Raw genomic sequence first — 16,964 nt, 5'->3', positions numbered from 1 at the left:
TAGCGAAGGCCGGCGCGGCTATGCTGCCGCCGGGTGGTCGGGGTCCACATGGCGCTTCCAGGTTAGGCTTCAGCAACCCACCTGGAATCATCGCCATCCCGGCCACTCAACCCCGCCTCGGATCATTATCGGACAGGCTCTGAGACCTGTAGTTGCAGAAACTTCAGCCCGCCGGAGGGAAATCCATACATGAGGTTACTGGGGCGGCCAAGCGCGCCCGGGCCGTTCCGGCACGCGCCATGGTTTCCGCGCTCCCGACCTTTGTGGCGCGACCGGAGCTCACCCGGGCGGCGCGGGTTCGGGAATCCCGGCGGCCCGCCGCGCCGGACGGCTGACGAAGCGGGAGCCGGCGAGCAGGAACCGCCAGGGCGTCTCGGCGCCGCGGGTGATCCCGATGCGCCGGTCCGCCACCACCGGGACGGGCTCCGCCCGGGGCGCGAACCGGAACGGCGCCCCCGCCACCGGCAGGCCGTCCAGCGCCCCGGTGATGCCCAGCGCCTGGCACAGGCGGCCGGGACCGGCGCAGAGCAGCCGCGGATCGTCCATGCCCCGGCGCACCGCCATGGCGTCCAGGCCTTCGGTCGGCTCGATCGCCCGGAGCAGCACGGCGCTGCCGGGCTCGCAGACCAGGTTCAGGCACCAGTGCAGGCCGTAGGACCGGTAGACGTAGACGTGCCCGGGCGGGCCGAACATGCTGGCGTTCCGCTTGGTCGGACCGGCGAAGCTGTGGGAGGCCGGGTCGGTCCGGTCATAGGCCTCCGTCTCGACGATGATCCCGCCCGCCTCGCCGACCCGGAGCCGCGCACCGATCAGGTCCGCGGCCACCGCGGCGGCGCTCCGGGCGAAGAACGGGTCGGGCATCGGGGGTTTTTTCCGAATGTCATGCGGCAGGTGTCGTCCAGCCTGGGCAACGCCGGGCGGAGGCTTCGGTGACGAGGCTCGCGAAACCGGGTCCACCTTGAAGGGAAGCCGGCATCGCGAAGCGTGGCCGATCCCGCGATGCCTTTTCCCGTGCGCATGCACGCACGCGGAATGCGACCTGAGACCCAGCACACGATGACGCGAAGCGGCCGAGCGCAATAACGGCGGTTCGCGATCGTGCCGCCGCGCGGCGTCGTCTTCGCTGGGTCCCGGATCATCGTCCACCGACGTTCCGGGCGTCCGGGAAAGGGGCGCGTTTCATCCGCCGGGGACAGCCTGCGATGCGTGGCGCGACCTCGCCCCAGCAGCGTTCGCGGCGTCTTCCGGCCCGGCCCCACCCAAGACTCGCCGGCAAGTAGAAATACAACGGAGGCCGAGGCCGCCGTTTGCTGATACGAGGGGCCGGACAAACGGGCCCGCTGCCGATCTCGTCGGACCTCTCAGCATGATGCGCACCCCGTCGCTTGCGACGCTCCGATCCGCCGCCGGGAGTCCGCCCGCCGCCCCGATCCCGCTGCGCGCCCGGATCCGCCCCGTCCTCAGCCTGCGCCGCCTCCGCCTGGGCAGCGGTCTGGTGCTGTTTGCCTACATCCTCACCCACCTGACCAACCATGGCCTCGGCAACATCTCCCTCGACGCCATGGAGGATGGCCTCAGCGTCGCCTCTGCCCTCTGGCTCAATCCGCCGGGCCTGGCGCTGCTCTACGGTGCCCTGCTGATCCACCTCGGGCTCGGGCTCCAGGCCCTCTACGCGGCGCGCTACTTCCGCTGGCGTCCCGGCGAGGTGGTGCAGATGGTCTCCGGGCTGCTGATCCCGCCTTTGCTGATCAGCCACGTCGCGGCAACCCGGATCGCCTTCGCCACCGAGGGGCTCGACAAGGGCTACGCGCAGGAACTCTACGCCTTCTGGGTCGCCTCCCCGCTCAGCGGCGCGATGCAGGCGGCGATGCTGGTCATCGCCTGGATCCACGGCTGCTCCGGCCTGTATTTCTGGCTGCGGCTGAAGCCCGCCTTCGCGCGCGCGGCGCCCTGGCTGCTGGCGGTGGCGGTGCTGGTGCCGGTCCTGGCGCTGCTCGGCTTCGTCCAGGGCGGCCGGGCGATCGTGGTCCTGGCGCAGGACCCGGCTTGGCGGGCCGTGGCGCTCCAGCCGGTCCATGTCGGGCTGCCCGACCAGGTGGCCCGGCTCGCCGCCATCCGCGACGGGATGCTGACGACCTATGCCGGCCTCATCGCCGTGGTCATCGCCGCCCGCGGGGTCCGGACCCTGGCGGAGATCAAGCGCGGGACGATCCGGCTCAGCTACCCCGACGGGCGAGTAGTCCGGGTGCCCCGGGGCACCAGCGTGCTGGAGGCGAGCCGGCGCAACCGGATCCCCCATGCCAGCGTCTGCGGCGGCCGCGGCCGGTGCTCGACCTGCCGGATCCGCGTGCTCGACGGCAGCGACCGGATCCCTCCTGCCGGCCGGGCCGAGCACGCCGTGCTGGAACGCATCGCCGCCGGGCCGGGGGTGCGCCTCGCCTGCCAGTTCCGGCCCGAATCCGATCTCGCCGTAGTGCCGCTGTTCCCCCTGCCCCCGCGGGTCCGGCAGGCGGACCTGCTCGACCGGGCGCAATCGGGCGAGGAGCGCTTCATCGTGGCGATGTTCGTCGACCTGCGCGGCTCGACCCGGCTCGCCGAGGAGCGGCTGCCCTACGACACGGTGTTCATCATCAACCGCTTCCTCGGCGCGGTCGGCGACGCGGTGCGGGAGGCCGGCGGCTCGACCAACCAGTTCCTGGGCGACGGGCTGCTGGCCCTGTTCGGCCTCGAGACCGACCCCGAGCCGGCGGCGTGCGACGCGCTCCGGGCGGTGGACCTGATCGCCGAGCACGTCGCCACCCTCAACGCGCTGCTGGCCGCCGACCTGGAGCACACCCTCCGGTACGGGATCGGCGTCCATGCCGGCCCGGCGATCGTCGGCGAGATGGGCGACGCCACCGATGCCCGCTTCACCGCCCTCGGCGACACCGTCAACGTCGCCTCGCGCCTGCAGGGCCTGACCAAGGTCCTGGGCTGCATCGCGGTGGTCTCGGAGGCGGTCTACCGCGCGGCCAAGACCGCGCCGACGGCGATCCGGGAGATCCCGGTGGAGGGCCGGTCCGAGCCGGTCCGGGTGAATACGATAGGTGTCAATTGATCATTCAATGAAATCAATGGTCGTTATTAATTATTTTTTCGATTCTATCGTTTCAATTGATTATTAAAACGAGATTCTGCCATCATACTTGGCACAATCGTCAGATTTAATACATGGCCATCACCACTTTCACAGAAATCACATCTGTGATAACAAATTTCGTTCGTGTGATGGGCACGGCTTGCATTACGAATTATTTCCTCTGGATGCGTTATAACTCTTCTATTTTCGCACATAATATTGAACAATTACACCGTTATTTGATATAAATATCCATATTTTACTTTATTGAGGCTGAAAATGTTTACACATCACCGAGATTCATTGGAGCTTCTCCAGCTGCTTCGTTCCTATGCAGGTGTCGGTTTGTGGGACGCCATTCTCTACAATGGCGATCCCGCCCACCCGAAAAGCCGTTGGACATGGAGTGATGAATTCCGCCGGTTGGTCGGCCATAGCTTAGAGAAAGACTATCCAAACCGGATGGATTCCTGGGCGAGTCGCCTCCATCCGGACGATTCCGGCCCGACCTTCGCTGCGTTCGACAACGCATTGAAGAGCCGGCAGAAGAGAGGATCGTACGACGTCAAGTATCGTCTGCAGATGCCGGACGGGACCTACCGCTGGTTTCGCGCCGTGGGCGGCGTGGCCCTCGACAAGAACGGCGTCCCGCAACGTGCCTTTGGCTCGCTCGTCGATATCCAGGCCGAGGTCGATGCGCTTCAGGCGAGCGAGCTTCGCTCGCAACACCTCGAAGAACTGATTTTAGAATTCGACACGAACGCCTCGAACTTGGTCGCATCCTTATCGGCGGCGGCCAAGGACATGGAGGGTCTCGCGAGGCGGATGGCGGACCTTGCGACGCTGGACACGCACCGCACCGGCGAGGTCGCAGCCGCTGCCGACCAGACGTCCAGCAGCGTTGGCATCGTGGCGGCAGCCGCCGAGCAACTCGGCGCGTCGATCTCGGAGATCGGCCAGCAGGTCGGCGGCTCCGCTCGGCTCGCGCGCACGGCCGTGGGAGACGCCAACCAAACCACCGGCCTGATCGAAGAACTCGACGCCGCGGCTTCGAAGATCGGCACGGTGATTGCCGTGATCTCGTCAATCGCCGGCCAGACCAATCTGCTGGCGCTGAATGCCACGATCGAGGCGGCTCGTGCCGGCGATGCGGGGCGGGGCTTCTCAGTCGTCGCGGCCGAGGTGAAGGAACTGGCCAGCCAGACGACGAAGGCCACGGAAGAGATCGGAACACAGATCGGTCAGATCCAATCGGCAACCGAGCGCGCGGTGGCAGCAGTCGACGGCATCGCCGGACGCATCCGCGAGATCGATGCCGTCGCGACGACGATCGCTGCCGCCGTGGAGCAGCAGCAGGCTGCGACGCAGGAGATCGTGCGGACCGTCGCTCAGGCTGCGGCCGGTACCGGCGACGTTACGCAGAGCATCTCGGGCATCGCTGCCAGCGCCCAGGAAAATGGGACGGCCGCAGCCGGGGTCTTGAATGCGGCGCTTCGATTGACGGAGCAATCCGCGCAACTCGGTGTCGAGATCGGCAGCTTTCTAACGCGGATCCGAGCCGCCTGAGGCGTGGCCCGGACAAGCGCTTGCCCGCTTTCGGAGAAAGATGGTGCCAAATCCGCGCCCTAACGCTGGGCCTCCGACGACACGCGGCTGAGGATCATCTCAGCCGCCATCCGTCAACTTCGCCAGGAGGCTGGCCAGAGCATCGGCGCTGGACTCGTCCAGCTTGCGGCCGACGTGATCGGACAGCGCCCTGCTGTAGACGGCCCACATCCTCGCCTGCATGGCCCGGCCGTCCTGCGTGATCACGACCCAGCGGCCGCGGCCATCCTCGCCCGACAACGCCTTCTGAACGAGCCCTTTGCCTTCGAGGCGGTCGATCAGCCGGGACAGGTTGTACTGCGTCAGCAGGGTCCGCTTCTCGATCTCGAAGGGACGCAGGCGCCCCTCAGTGGCGCGGGCCAGTTCCAGCAGCACGTCGTACCAGCCGAGCGGCGGCAAGCCGGCCGCTTTCAGATCGGCCTCGATCGCGGCGAGGACGATCCGCTGCGCCCGCATCAGGCCGATCCAGGCGGCGGTGACCGACGGCGGGACGGGACTCGGCAGATCGGTCAGGTCGGACATGCATGCATCTACATCTATCTTGACGGTCGAAGCAGGTACATGCTATTGCATCTATGTCGCTCTGGACAGGCCCCCGGCCGATCCGGCCGAGGTCACGGAACTGCGCCCCGTTCGCACGCCCGACGCCGCGCGTCGGGCGCTTGCCTTGGGGTACTTGCCGAAAGATCACGCCATGAAGCTCTATTACGCGACTGGAACCTGCTCGCTCTTCCCGCACATCGTCGCCAACGAGGCGGGCCTTCCCCTCGACCTCGAACGTGTCGACATCGCCCGGACGCCGCACGTCACCGAGGACGGGCGCGACTACAGCGCTGTCAACCCGAAGGGCTATGTCCCGGCGCTCAGGCTCGATGACGGTGCGATCCTGACGGAAGGCGTCGCCATCGCCCAATATCTCGCGGAGCTGAAACCCGAACGCGGCCTGGCGCCGGCCCTCGGGACGCGCGAACGGGCCGAGCTGCAATCCTGGCTCACCTTCGTCGCCACGGAGCTGCACAAGCTGTACAGTCCCTGGCTGTTCCATCCGGATTATGGGGCGCAGGCCCAGGACGTGGCCCGCCGGAAGATCGGCGACCGGCTGGCCTTCGTGGAGCGTCATCTGGCAGGCAGCGGTCCGTTCCTGCTCGGCGAAGGCTTCTCGGCGGCCGATGCCTACCTGTTCACGATCGTCGGCTGGTCCGCCTACACGAAGATCGATCTGTCCGGGTTCCCGCACCTGCGCGCCTTCCTCGACCGCGTCGGCGCCCGCCCTGCGGTGCGCGCCGCGCGGCGCGCCGAGGGGTTGGAGGAGACGGCAGCATGACGACCGCGAGACGCGGGGCGCCGGCCCTCACGCTGGTCAGTCACCCCCTCTGTCCCTACGTCCAGCGCGCCGCCATCGCCTTGGCGGAAAAGGGCGTTTCGTTCGAAAGGCAGTCCGTCGATCTCGCCGCCAAGCCCGACTGGTTCCGGGCGATCTCGCCGCTGGGCAAGGTTCCGCTGCTGATCGTCGGCCGGGCGGACGGCAGCGAGGCCGTGCTGTTCGAGAGCGCCGTCATCTGCGAATACCTGGAGGAGACGCAAGCGGGCCCGGCGCTGCATCCGCGCGACGCGCTCGACCGGGCGCGCCATCGCGGCTGGATCGAGCTCGGATCGGCGATCCTGTCCGATCTCTGGGGTTTCGAGACGGCCAGGGACGCGGCGACCTTCGCGGCGAAGCGCGCGGCGCTCGTAGCCAAGTTCGCACGGGTCGAGGCGGCGCTCGGCGCGGGTCCGTTCTTCGCAGGCCCGGCATTCAGCCTGGTCGATGCGGCGTTCGCGCCGGTCTTCCGGTATTTCGACGTGTTCGACACCGTGGCGCCGACCGACGTCTTCGAGGCCTGCGCGAAGATCACGGCCTGGCGGGCGGCCCTCCGGACCCGGGACAGCGTCCGGACCGCCGTCACCGAGGATTACGGCGACAGGCTCAAGCGCTTCCTGACAGCGCATGAGTCCTGGCTGCTGAAGCTGGCGGCCTGAACGCGCCCCGCCGGGGCCGCCCTTCCCCGGGGTGGTCTGCCGGATTCACACGTCTTCGGACGAAGCGCGTGTCCCTCCCCCGCAGAAGGGGGAGGGAGAGACGTGGTGTTTCAGGCGCGTGCTTCCGACCTCGATGTGTGACCCTTGGACCGACCGAGATGCCGGGACAGGGCCAGCATGAGCGGCACCACGGCGAGCGCCGTCACGGCGGCGGCCACCGCTGCCCAGCGGGGGCCGGCCGCGTCGCCGAGGCGGCCGTAGAGCAGCGGGGCCGCCAGCGCGCTGCCCCCGAGCGTGCAGGTGTAGAACACGGCGAACGCCCGCTCGACCCGCCCGCGCGGGGCCAGTTCCGGCACTGTGCCGTACAGGACCGAGGAGGTGCCGTTCAGCATCACGCCGAGCAGCGGCAGCAGGATCAGCGCGGGGGCGAGCGGCAGGGCGATCACGGCCAGGATCGCCGCCGCGGTCCCGGTCTCGGTCAGCAGCACGGTCCGGGTCACGCCGAGGCGCTCCCCGAGCCGGCCGCACACCGCCTTGCCCAATGCGCCGCCGATGAACACCAGGGAGAGCGCCAGCCCCACGGTGGTCAGGGCCGCGCCCTTCTCCTGCAGCAGGAACGGCAGGTAGAGCAGGAAGGCCGGGCGGGCGGCGTTGTCGAGGGTGCCGATGGCGACGAGCAGGCCGAAGCCAGGCCGGCCGCCGGTCCCGTCGCCGGTTTGCGCGGGCCGCGCCGCCTCCTTGGACCTTTCCCAGTGTGAGGTGTGATCACGCGGCAGCCAGCGACCGACGCCGAGCGCGACTGCGACGCCCAAGCCGGCGACCACCCAGAGCGCCGTGCGCCAGCCCGACAGGGTCAGCAGGAAGCCGACCAGCGGCGGCACGGCCGCCTTCCCGAGATCGCCGGAGAAGTTGTAGGTGCCCAACGGACCGCGCGCCGCCGCCCCGTAGGCCCGGGCGATCACCGTCGAGGCCAGCGGGTGCTGGGTGCTGCTGCCGGCGCCGCCGAGCAGCAGGCCGATGCAGAGCCCGGTCAGCCCGCCCGACGCCCCGGCCAGCGCGTAGCCGCCGGCGCTGAGCAGCGTGCCGAGGACCAGCACCGTGCGGATACCGAGCGACTGGGCGAGCCGGCTCGCCGGCATCTGCAGGGCGGCGAGCGCGCCGTTGTAGAGCGAGCGCAGCAGCGCCAGCGCGACGTAGTCGAGGCCGAACTCCGCCTGCCAGACCGGCAACAGCACGTAGATCAGGTCGGTGTAGCCGTCATGCAGGGCGTGGTTGATCCCGGCGACCACGAGGGTGCGCTTGGCCTCGGTGCGCTTGGCTTCCCGGTCCGGGGCGGCGTCGAGCGAGGCGGTGAACTCCGAGGCGCGGGCCATCCTGCTGTCCTTGATGCGTCCACCACAGGATGCGGGTCTCGCGCCCGGCTGACAAACGCCTTATGCTGACGCTCGCGTGAGGAAACCTGACACGGATGCATCGCCGCCTGCCGCCGCTCAACGCCGTCAAAGCCTTCGAGGCGGCGGCCCGGCACGCGAGCTTCACCCGGGCCGCGGACGAGCTGCGCGTCACCCACGGGGCGGTGAGCCGGCACGTGCAGATGCTCGAAGCGTGGCTCGGCGTGCCGCTGTTCGAGCGCCACAACCGCCGGGTGGTGCTCACCGAGGCCGGGCGCAGCTACGCCGCCGAGATCGGCGCCGCCCTCGACCGCGTCGCTCTGGCCACCGCCCGCCAGGTGGAGCGGGGCCGGCCGCGCCTGCTGCACGTCAACGCGCTCGCCACCTTCACCCTGCGCTGGCTGATCCCGCGCCTGTCGGGCTTCCAGGTCGCCCATCCGGCCATCGAGGTCCGGTTGACCACCTCCAACGTGCCGCTGGCGAGCCTCGCCGACCCGTTCGACGTGGCGATCCGCGGCGGGCCGGATACGCGCCCCGGCCATGTCGGGCAGCCGTTCCTGACCGAGCGGCGCATGCCGGTCTGCAGCCCGGCCCTGCTGCAGCGCCTGCCCCTGGAGGAGCCCGAGCAGCTGCGCCACCACACCCTGCTGCACGCGGCGACGCTCCCGCAGGTCTGGCCGCATTGGCTGCACGCCGCCGGGGTGCCGGACCTGGTCCCGCAGGCCTCCGTGACCCTGGAGCATTTCTACCTGACCCTGCAGGCCGCCCTCGATGGCCTCGGCGTGGCGATGGGCCCGGAGCGGCTGATCGCCGACGATCTGGCCGCCGGCCGCCTGACCTGCCCGTTCCCGGGCCCGTCGCTGCCGGCGCGGAGCTACTACACCTACGTGCCGGAGGCCCGGGTGGACGACCCGACGGTGCGCGCCTTCTGCACGTGGCTCACCGCGGCAGCGGGGGACTCCTGAAGCCCGGGGATGGTGTCCGGCATCGGACTGGCGCAAGGATGCATGTCAGGCAAGGATGTCTGTCAGGAACCCGTTCGGCGGCGGCGTCAGCGCCGATGGGCGGACGCTGCGGCCGAAGGTGAATTCATGGCGCGCAAGCGTCTCCGCCCCACGATCGTCTCCCTGTCCGAAGCCGTAGCGCGGCTTGGGCTCCCCCCGAATTCCATCGACCTGGAAACCCTGCGCGCCGATCTCGAACTGCCGGAATTCGGCGCCGAGGTCGAGGACGAGCGGGTCGCTGACGTCCTGCGCGCCCGGCGGGCGGCCCGGTCCTTCGCCGAGACCGGCGTCCCGGCGGTCCGGAAGGTCATCCCCGTCCTCAAGGCCGCGGTTTTGCGGGACCACCGGGTGCTCTGGAGCATCCGGACCGAGATCCCGCTCCTCGATAACGGCCGCCTGGACCTGCGAATCGACAGTGCCCCGGACCCGGCGGCGGCCGAGATTCTGGCCCGCATGGCCGCCCGAAACGACCCGGCGTACCGTATCGAGGCCCTGCGGACGGCGGTGGCGGAGCGGGCGGCCGAGGCCACCCGGACCCTCGCCAAGCCGGTCGAGCGCCTGCGCGCGCAGATCCTCCAGGACCTGCGCGAGGTCGGGGCCGACGCCCCCGCCTATATCGCCCATCTCGACCGCTCGCTGCGCTCCCGGGTGTTCACCTTCGGGCCGAAGCTGGCGCGTTCCCTGACCGACACGCTCACCCCCGTGCGCCGGCACGCCAAAGCGGTGGCGAGCGAGGGCTCGCGCCTGCGCCGCCTGCGCGATCAGGTCGGGTTCGGCGCCTATATCGAGCGCTTTGCCGCCGCCCGCCGGCTGAACCGGCGGATCCTGTTCCACATGGGGCCGACCAATTCCGGCAAGACCTACGCGGCCCTGCAGATGCTGACGGCGGCGCCGACCGGCACCTATCTGGCGCCCCTGCGGCTGCTCGCCCTGGAGAATTACGAGGCCCTGCGCGAGCGCGGGCTCCGGGCCGGGATGGTCACCGGCGAGGAGGTCCTGGGCGAACCGCAGCCGACCCACACCGCCCGCACCATCGAGACCGCCGACCTGACCCGCCCGATCGACGTGGCGGTGATCGACGAGATCCAGATGCTGTCGGATCCCGATCGCGGCTGGGCCTGGACCAACGCGCTGTTCGGCGTCCCGGCCCGGACCGTGGTCGTGTGCGGCTCCGACGACGCACTGGCCTATGTCCGGCGCGCCGCCGAGGCCGCGGGCGAGTCGCTGGAGGTGATCCCGTTCACCCGCAAGTCGCCGCTGTTGCTGCTCGATGCGCCGGTGCCGCTGGAGAAGGTCGAGCCCGGGGACGCGGTCGTGGCGTTCTCGCGCCGGGCCGTGCACGAGAACCGCGAGATCCTGGTCGCCCGCGGGCACCGGGTGGCGACGATCTACGGCGCCCTGTCGCCGGAGGTGCGCCGGGCCGAGGCCACGCGCTTCCGCACCGGCGAGGCCAACGTCCTGGTCACCACCGACGCGATCGGCATGGGGCTCAATCTCGGGCCGCTCCAGCGGATCGTGTTCTCGACCGTGCGCAAGTGGGACGGCACGAAGGAGCGTGGCCTGACCAATTCCGAGATCCGCCAGATCGCCGGCCGGGCGGGCCGCTACGGCCACCAGGATGTCGGCTACGTGGCGGCGACGGACGCGGTCGCGGTCGACCCGATCCGGATCGCGCTGTCGGGGGCACCGACGGCGCCGGCGGCCGACTCGCGCTTCTTCGTCCGGCCCGACCTCGGCGCGATCCGGTCCGTCGCCGAGGAGATGCAGACCCAGAGCCTCCACGAGGTGCTGACGCATTTCGCCCGGGCGACCTTCTACGCCGGCTCGCCGTTCCAGCCCTCGGCCCTGGAGGAAATCCTCGATGTCGCCCGGACGGTCGACCGGGCGCGCCTGCCGATCGAGGAAAAGTTCGCCTTCTCGGTCTGCCCGATCAACCGGCGCGACGAGATCGCCATGGGCATGCTCGAGCGCTGGAGCCAGGCCCGGGCGGCCGGCACCACGGTCCCGGCGCTGCGGGCGAACCTGGCCGGGGAACTCGACTACCAGGAGCGCACCGTGCGGCTGGCCAGCGCCTATCTGTGGCTGTCGCGCCGCTTCCCCGACACGTTCGACGACGTCGAGGCGATCCGGCACATGCGCGGCCGCGCCAACGATGCCATCGAGCAGCACCTGCGCGAGACCGCGACCCGCAAGGCCGAGCGCCGCACCCGGCGGGCGGGCACGCGGTAGCGCATCATCCCGAAAGGTGGTTGCCGGCTTTCGGGAAAAGATAATGCGAAATAAAGACTTAAAAACTCACCAGCGGTAGCCGAGGCTGGCGATGACGGTCCGGCCTTTCCCGTAGAAGCAGCCGCCCGCCCCGAAGCAGGAGGCTACAGTGGTCCGGTCGAACAGGTTCGCGGCGTTGATCGAGGCCTGCCAGCCCGCCAGCCCCGGATCGGCGGCGCCGAGATCGTAGCGGACGCCGACATCGACCAGGGTCACGGCCGGCACCGAGAAGCTGTTGGCCGGGTCGCCGGCGCTTCGGCCGATGGCACGGATCCCGCCGGCGAGGCTGAGGCCCGCGAGCGGCCCGCTTGGGAACCGGTAATTCGCCCAGAGCGAGATCAGCTGGTCGGGCACCGCCACGAAGCGCTTGCCGACGAGCGCCGGGTCGCTGTCCCGGCTCACGGTCGTGTCGAGATACGTGTAGGCGCCGATCAGGTCGAGGCTGTCGGACAGGGTCGCGCGGGCTTCGAGCTCGATGCCGCGCGAGCGCACCGCCCCGGTCTGGACGGTGTAGAACGGGTGCGCCGGGTCGGCGGTGGACACGTTGTCCTGGGTGATGTCGAAGCCCGAGACCGCGAAGAAACTCTCCAGGCCGGGGGGCTGGTACTTCACGCCCGCCTCGACCTGGCGCGCATGGGTCGGCTTGAACGGGGTGCCCGAGAAGCCGGTGCCCAGCGTCGGCTCGAACGAAGTCGCGTAGCTTGCATACGGCGCGAGGCCGCCGTCGAACAGGTAGGCGGCGCCGACCCGGCCGGTGAAGGCCTGGTCGTCCTGCCCGGAGGTGCGCGCGGCCGGGCGGGTTGCGGTGTCGAGGACGGACCAGTCCTGCCTTCCGCCGATCGTGACGGCCCAGTGATCCAGGCGCATCTGGTCCTGGGCGTAGAGGCCGACACGGCTCCAGTCCTGACGGGTGCGCGGTGCAGCGGCCGGGCGCGCGAAGGGCCGGCCGTAGACCGGTGCCGCGTAGTCGATCGCCGGCACCGGGCCGAAGCCCGAGGCGTTCACGTCCGCCCGGGAGCCCTGATAGCCGAGCCCGAGCAGGACCGTATGGCCGATCGGCCCGGTGGCGAAGTCGGCTTGCGCCTGGTTGTCGAGCGACACGCCGTCGACCGCCTCCCGCGACCAGGAGGCCGAGCGTTCGAGCAGGCTGGAGGTCGCGCCGAACGGGGCGAAGAAGTTGATCGCCACGCCCTCGAAGCGCGTGTCGATATGGGCGTAGCGTAGGTTCTGGCGGACGGCCCAGGTCGCGTCGAAGCGGTGCTCGAAGGCGTAGCCGAGCATGTATTGCTGGCGATCGTAAGCATCGAAACCGGGTTCGCCCGGGAAGAAGCGGCGCCGGATGCGCCCGGCCGGGTTGGGGAACAGGGTTCCCTCGGCCGGCAGCCAGCCCGAGAAGTTGTTGTCCGGGTCGTTCTGATAGAAGCCGAGCAGGGTGAGGTGCGTGTCCTCGTCCGGCCGCCAGGCCAGCGCCGGCGCCAGCACGAGCCGCTGCTCCCTGGAAAAATCGGCCTGGGTGTCGACCCGCCGGCCAAGGCCGTTCAAGCGATAGGCCCAGTTTCCGTCCTCGGTGACCGGGCCGCCGAGATCGAAGGCCGCCTCGGCGCGGTTGCGGTTGCCGGTGGTGAGCGTGACCGCGCGGAAAGGCTGCTCGGTCGGCCGCTTGCTGACCATGGCGATGATGCCGCCCGGGCTCGCCTGCCCGTAGAGCACCGAGGCCGGTCCGCGCAGCACCTCGACGCGCTCCAGCACCGACGGGTCGATGACCTGCGCCGCCCAGTTGCCGCCCTTGACCAGCGGCAGGCCGTCGAGGATCTGCGGGTTGGTCGCGCCTGCCGCGAAGCCGCCGAAGCCGCGCAGGAACACGCTTTCCAGCACGCCGCCGACCCGCGTGTCGGCGAAGACGCCCGGCGTGTAGCGTAAGGAATCGCCGACGCTCCGGGCCGCCTGCTGGTCGATCTGCGCCCCGGGAATCACCGACACCGCCTGCGGCACCGCGATGACCGGCGTGTCGGTCTTCGTGCCCGCGGCCGTGACCCGCGCCACGAGGCCGGGGACCGGGTCCGTGCCGGTGATCCCGCGGCCGCTGACCGTGAGGGCCGGCAGCGCGATCTCCGCGCCGTCGCCGCGGCCGCGCTTGGGAGCGGCCCGGTTCTGAGCTGCCGAGAGCCGGGCCGGCGCGTCGCCCGAGGGCCCGTCGATCGGCGGCCGAGACTCGGCGCGGATTTGGGCCGGGGCGAGGCACAGGAACAGCGCCAGCACTGCGCCGCCTGCCCCGCTGCCCAAGCCCGAAGGCCGCGGCCGGTCGAACATGGAATGGGCAAGGGCGTGCAGCGGGTGCGGAGACATCATCGGGCTCCTGTGTGGGGAGCCCAGCGCTACGGCGATTGCCCGCTTCCGTCAACAAAGGTAGGATGATTGGATGAAACTATCTTTTAGCGCAATTCCAAGGCGTTCAGGTCATGGACCAAGACTCGTTCACCCTCCACGATGTCTCGATCTTCCCCATCGTCCGGCTGCGGAATGAGGGGGCGTCCTCACCCGGCTACGCGCCTGCCTGGTGCGCGGAGATGGATCGGTTGCTGGCCAGCCAAAAACCCTTCGCGCTCATCTACCCGACCCGCCGGACCGACGAGCCGCATGACGATCGGGTCGCCCGGGGTCTCTGGCTGAAGCGGAACAAGGCGGCCCTGGCAGCACGCTGCCGGGCCTTGATCGTGGTCGAGCCCGACGCGGAACGACGCCAGGCGCTGGAGGCGGCCTTTCCCAGCCTAGTCCGCGCGTTCGGCACGCCCCAGGCCGCCTGCGCCACCGATCGGGACGCGGTCTCGCTCGCCAGACAGGTTTTGGGGATGCAGGACTGACGAAGCCGGGGGCGTCAGCCGCCGGAGGCAGCCGGCGTCTCGACGCGCCCGAGGGCATCGAGGATCGGGCCGACGATCGCCCGGGCAGCCTCCGCCGCGCCGGGCTCGTCCCGGTCCCGGATCGTGTCGACCAGCCGGCGATGGGCCGCGAGGTCCGGCTCGGGCAGGGTCAGGTCGGCCAGCGCCGTGCTCGTGCTGGCGTGCAACGACAGCGCGAAGTAGCGGTAGAGTTCCGCGAGGGCGGCGTTGTCGCCGCATTGCGCCACCGCCACGTGGAAGGCGACGTCGCGCGCGATGAAGCCGGCGAGGTCGCCGTCCTGCGGACGCTCCCCGCGCGCCTCCAGCAAGGCTTCGAGCCGCGGCAGGTCGTCGTCGCTCCGCCGGGCCGCCGCGCGGCGCGCCGCCTCGGTTTCGAGGAGAGCGCGCAGCTCGAAATGGTCGCGCAGGCTCGCATGGGTCACCCGGCGCATGATCTCCGCCGGGTCGACGTTCAGGCGGACATAGGTCCCGTCGCCCTGCCGCACCTCCAGCACCTTGGCATGGGAGAGCACCCGCACGGCCTCCCGCACGGTGTTGCGCCCGACCTGCAGCATCTCGGCAAGCTCCGCCTCCTTCGGGATGCGGGCGCCGACTGTCCAGTGGCCGCCCTCGATCTGCGTGCGGATGAGATCGATGGTCGAATCGACCAGGGAGCGTCGCGGGATCTGGGGAAGGGACGGGGTGGTCGCCATGCCGGTCTCATCGGGCGGGAAGCAGGATCATCCTACCTCTCGGCGCAGCGATTGACGATGGCTGCGATAAAGGTAGGATGATCCTGCTTACAAATCGACGGCACGCTGGTCTTGGGTCCCTCACACGTTCGTTCCGGATTCGCACGCTCAAGCATCGCGGCTGTCGCGCAGATCAACCTCGATCGCACCACGATCCGGGCACCGGTCGACGGCTACGTCACCAACCTCCGGCTGCGGCCGGGCGATTACGCGACGGCCGGCGTCACCCACGTCTCGGTGATCGATGCCACGGGATTCTGGATCACCGCGTATTTCGAGGAGACGAAGCTGTCCCGGATCGCGGTCGGCGCCCGCGCCGAGATCCGCCTGATGGGCTTCGCGCCGCCCGTCTCCGGGCACGTGGACAGCATCGGGCACGGCATCGCCGACGCCAACGAGAGCCCGAACCATTTGGGCCTGCCGAGCGTCAACCCGGTCTTCACCTGGGTGCGGCTGGCGCAGCGCATTCCCGTCCGGATCCATATCGACACGGTGCCGCCGGGCGTGTCGCTCGCGGCCGGCATGACCTGCAGCGTCGCCGTTGGCGAGGCCGCTGCCGGCGGACGCTTGCTGTCCCGGCTGGATTTCCTGCCGTGACGAGGCCGTGACCGGGCACCGGCCAATAGCGGACGCGCCGGAAGCCGGCCTCGGATCGCGGCCATCGTTCTCTTGAAAGCCTGTTCCGTTCGCCATAAAGAACGCGCGTACCAGCCAGCCGGTCACGCGCGCCGGCCCGATTCCGGCGCAGGAAGGAACAGCCGATGCCCGAGGGACTCGATGCCCGCACCATCGCGGCGACCAACGGGGTGGCCCAGGATACGGCCTTCGGGGCCGTGATCGCGCCGATCCATCTGTCGACGACCTTCAAGTTCCCGGCCTTCGAGCAGCCCGGCCCGTACGATTACTCCCGGCTCGGCAATCCGACCCGCGATCAGCTGGCCGACACCATCGCCAAGCTCGAGGGCGGCGCCCGGGCCGTCATGGTGTCGAGCGGCATGGCCGCCCTCGATCTCGCCCTGTCGAGCCTGTGTCCCGGCGACCTGCTGGTCGCGCCGCATGATTGCTACGGCGGAACGCACCGGCTGCTCAGCCTGCGCGCCGCCCGCGGGCAGTACCGCGTGATCTTCGTTGACCAGACCGACGCGGCCGCCCTGGCTGCGGCGCTCGCCCAAGAACCCAAGGTCGTGCTGGTCGAGACGCCGAGCAACCCGCTGATGCGGGTGGTGGATGTCCGCCGGGTCACCGGTCAGGCCAAGGCGGTCGGCGCCCTGGCCGTGGTCGACAACACCTTCCTGTCGCCGGCTCTGCAGCAGCCGATCGCCCTCGGGGCGGATCTCGTCGTCCACTCCACCACGAAATTCCTCAACGGCCATTCGGACGTGATCGGCGGGGCGGTGATCGCCGCCGAGGCCTCGGTTGGCGACGAACTCGCCGCCTGGGCGAACACGATCGGGGTCACGGGCTCGCCGCTCGACGCCTACCTGACGCTGCGCGGCATCCGCACCCTGTTCGTCCGGGTCGAGCGCCAGCAGCAGAACGCCGGGCAGCTCGCGGCCTTCCTGGACGCCCATCCGGCCGTGAGCCGGGTCCATTACCCGGGCCTGCCGGGCCATCCGGGCCACGCCATCGCCAAGGCGCAGCAGGCCGGGTTCGGCGCCATGCTGAGCTTCGAGCTGGCCGGCGGTCGCGCCGCGGTGAAGACCCTGGTGGAGACGCTGCGGGTGTTCACGCTGGCCGAGTCGCTGGGCGGCGTCGAGAGCCTGATCGCGCACCCGCCGACCATGACGCATGCCGCGATGGATCCCGAGGCGCGCACCATCGCGGGCATCACGGACGGGCTGCTGCGCCTGTCGATCGGCCTCGAAGCCGTGGACGATCTTCTGGCCGACCTGTCCCGCGGCCTGGAGGCGGTCACGCGCGGCTGAGCC

Annotated in this window: 14 protein-coding genes; 9 read left to right on the top strand and 5 right to left on the bottom strand. The window is 70.1% G+C overall.

Features of this window, described 5'->3' with window-relative positions:
* Window positions 1–279: 279 nt before the first annotated feature.
* Window positions 280–861, bottom strand: coding sequence for a DNA-3-methyladenine glycosylase (locus MKL09_RS31010; RefSeq protein WP_244025791.1), 582 nt, complete (start codon window positions 859–861; stop codon window positions 280–282).
* A 505-nt stretch (window positions 862–1,366) separates the two neighbouring features.
* On the opposite strand from MKL09_RS31010, the gene MKL09_RS31005 reads away from it, so the two are divergent.
* Complete coding sequence (locus MKL09_RS31005; RefSeq protein WP_244025790.1) at window positions 1,367–3,097, top strand: adenylate/guanylate cyclase domain-containing protein; 1,731 nt, start codon at window positions 1,367–1,369, stop codon at window positions 3,095–3,097.
* A gap of 324 nt (window positions 3,098–3,421) precedes the next feature.
* Window positions 3,422–4,684, top strand: a complete 1,263-nt coding sequence (locus MKL09_RS31000) for a PAS domain-containing methyl-accepting chemotaxis protein (RefSeq protein ID WP_244025789.1) — start codon at window positions 3,422–3,424, stop codon at window positions 4,682–4,684.
* Between the two features lie 99 nt (window positions 4,685–4,783).
* On the opposite strand, the gene MKL09_RS30995 is transcribed toward MKL09_RS31000, so the two are convergent.
* Window positions 4,784–5,245 (bottom strand): MarR family winged helix-turn-helix transcriptional regulator, encoded by a 462-nt coding sequence (locus MKL09_RS30995; protein ID WP_244025788.1) that lies wholly within the window; start codon window positions 5,243–5,245, stop codon window positions 4,784–4,786.
* A 172-nt stretch (window positions 5,246–5,417) separates the two neighbouring features.
* Between MKL09_RS30995 and gstA the strand changes: the two genes are divergently transcribed.
* Together gstA and MKL09_RS30985 are read left to right on the top strand one after the other, a co-directional pair.
* The gene (gstA, locus tag MKL09_RS30990; RefSeq protein ID WP_244025787.1) at window positions 5,418–6,047 is read left to right on the top strand and encodes a glutathione transferase GstA; all 630 of its coding nucleotides are present in this window, start codon (window positions 5,418–5,420) and stop codon (window positions 6,045–6,047) included.
* On the top strand, window positions 6,044–6,742 hold the full coding sequence (locus MKL09_RS30985) for a glutathione S-transferase family protein (protein ID WP_244025786.1): 699 nt from the start codon (window positions 6,044–6,046) through the stop codon (window positions 6,740–6,742). The genes gstA and MKL09_RS30985 overlap by 4 nt, the downstream gene beginning before the upstream one ends.
* A 110-nt stretch (window positions 6,743–6,852) precedes the next feature.
* On the opposite strand, the gene MKL09_RS30980 is transcribed toward MKL09_RS30985, so the two are convergent.
* Entirely contained in the window at window positions 6,853–8,115 is a 1,263-nt protein-coding gene (locus MKL09_RS30980) for an MFS transporter (RefSeq protein ID WP_244025785.1), read from the bottom strand.
* 95 nt (window positions 8,116–8,210) lie between these two features.
* Here MKL09_RS30980 and gcvA point away from each other — a divergent pair, with 95 nt between their 5' ends.
* Window positions 8,211–9,098 (top strand): transcriptional regulator GcvA, encoded by an 888-nt coding sequence (gcvA, locus tag MKL09_RS30975; RefSeq protein ID WP_244025784.1) that lies wholly within the window; start codon window positions 8,211–8,213, stop codon window positions 9,096–9,098.
* Window positions 9,099–9,224: 126 nt separating this feature from the next.
* A complete protein-coding gene (locus MKL09_RS30970; protein WP_244025783.1) occupies window positions 9,225–11,366 on the top strand; it encodes a helicase-related protein in 2,142 nt (713 codons plus the stop codon).
* Window positions 11,367–11,432: 66 nt separating this feature from the next.
* Here the strand turns inward: MKL09_RS30970 and MKL09_RS30965 are convergent, their stop codons facing one another.
* Window positions 11,433–13,754, bottom strand: a complete 2,322-nt coding sequence (locus MKL09_RS30965; RefSeq protein ID WP_244025782.1) for a TonB-dependent siderophore receptor — start codon at window positions 13,752–13,754, stop codon at window positions 11,433–11,435.
* A gap of 110 nt (window positions 13,755–13,864) precedes the next feature.
* On the opposite strand from MKL09_RS30965, the gene MKL09_RS30960 reads away from it, so the two are divergent.
* Complete coding sequence (locus MKL09_RS30960) at window positions 13,865–14,266, top strand: GntR family transcriptional regulator (RefSeq protein WP_244025781.1); 402 nt, start codon at window positions 13,865–13,867, stop codon at window positions 14,264–14,266.
* A gap of 14 nt (window positions 14,267–14,280) precedes the next feature.
* Here the strand turns inward: MKL09_RS30960 and MKL09_RS30955 are convergent, their stop codons facing one another.
* Complete coding sequence (locus MKL09_RS30955) at window positions 14,281–14,997, bottom strand: FadR/GntR family transcriptional regulator (protein WP_244025780.1); 717 nt, start codon at window positions 14,995–14,997, stop codon at window positions 14,281–14,283.
* Between the two features lie 111 nt (window positions 14,998–15,108).
* Here MKL09_RS30955 and MKL09_RS30950 point away from each other — a divergent pair, with 111 nt between their 5' ends.
* The gene (locus tag MKL09_RS30950) at window positions 15,109–15,633 is read left to right on the top strand and encodes an efflux RND transporter periplasmic adaptor subunit (RefSeq protein ID WP_244025779.1); all 525 of its coding nucleotides are present in this window, start codon (window positions 15,109–15,111) and stop codon (window positions 15,631–15,633) included.
* Between the two features lie 164 nt (window positions 15,634–15,797).
* Window positions 15,798–16,961, top strand: coding sequence for a cystathionine gamma-synthase (metB, locus tag MKL09_RS30945; RefSeq protein WP_244025778.1), 1,164 nt, complete (start codon window positions 15,798–15,800; stop codon window positions 16,959–16,961).
* The last annotated feature ends 3 nt before the right edge of the window (window positions 16,962–16,964 follow it).

Origin of the sequence: Methylobacterium sp. J-048, assembly GCF_022829515.1 — a bacterium.
Classification (GTDB): domain Bacteria; phylum Pseudomonadota; class Alphaproteobacteria; order Rhizobiales; family Beijerinckiaceae; genus Methylobacterium.
This window is presented reverse-complemented; position numbering and strand designations above follow the sequence as displayed.

What these genes read in the sequence shown, in the direction of transcription:
- MKL09_RS30955 (WP_244025780.1), bottom strand. Translation starts at nt 14,997, where the DNA reads ATGGCGACCACCCCGTCCCTTCCCCAGATCCCGCGACGCTCCCTGGTC.
- MKL09_RS30995 (WP_244025788.1), bottom strand. Translation starts at nt 5,245, where the DNA reads ATGTCCGACCTGACCGATCTGCCGAGTCCCGTCCCGCCGTCGGTCACC.
- gstA (WP_244025787.1), top strand. Translation starts at nt 5,418, where the DNA reads ATGAAGCTCTATTACGCGACTGGAACCTGCTCGCTCTTCCCGCACATC.
- MKL09_RS31010 (WP_244025791.1), bottom strand. Translation starts at nt 861, where the DNA reads ATGCCCGACCCGTTCTTCGCCCGGAGCGCCGCCGCGGTGGCCGCGGAC.
- MKL09_RS30965 (WP_244025782.1), bottom strand. Translation starts at nt 13,754, where the DNA reads ATGATGTCTCCGCACCCGCTGCACGCCCTTGCCCATTCCATGTTCGAC.
- MKL09_RS30960 (WP_244025781.1), top strand. Translation starts at nt 13,865, where the DNA reads ATGGACCAAGACTCGTTCACCCTCCACGATGTCTCGATCTTCCCCATC.
- gcvA (WP_244025784.1), top strand. Translation starts at nt 8,211, where the DNA reads ATGCATCGCCGCCTGCCGCCGCTCAACGCCGTCAAAGCCTTCGAGGCG.
- MKL09_RS30970 (WP_244025783.1), top strand. Translation starts at nt 9,225, where the DNA reads ATGGCGCGCAAGCGTCTCCGCCCCACGATCGTCTCCCTGTCCGAAGCC.
- MKL09_RS30985 (WP_244025786.1), top strand. Translation starts at nt 6,044, where the DNA reads ATGACGACCGCGAGACGCGGGGCGCCGGCCCTCACGCTGGTCAGTCAC.
- MKL09_RS30980 (WP_244025785.1), bottom strand. Translation starts at nt 8,115, where the DNA reads ATGGCCCGCGCCTCGGAGTTCACCGCCTCGCTCGACGCCGCCCCGGAC.
- metB (WP_244025778.1), top strand. Translation starts at nt 15,798, where the DNA reads ATGCCCGAGGGACTCGATGCCCGCACCATCGCGGCGACCAACGGGGTG.
- MKL09_RS31005 (WP_244025790.1), top strand. Translation starts at nt 1,367, where the DNA reads ATGATGCGCACCCCGTCGCTTGCGACGCTCCGATCCGCCGCCGGGAGT.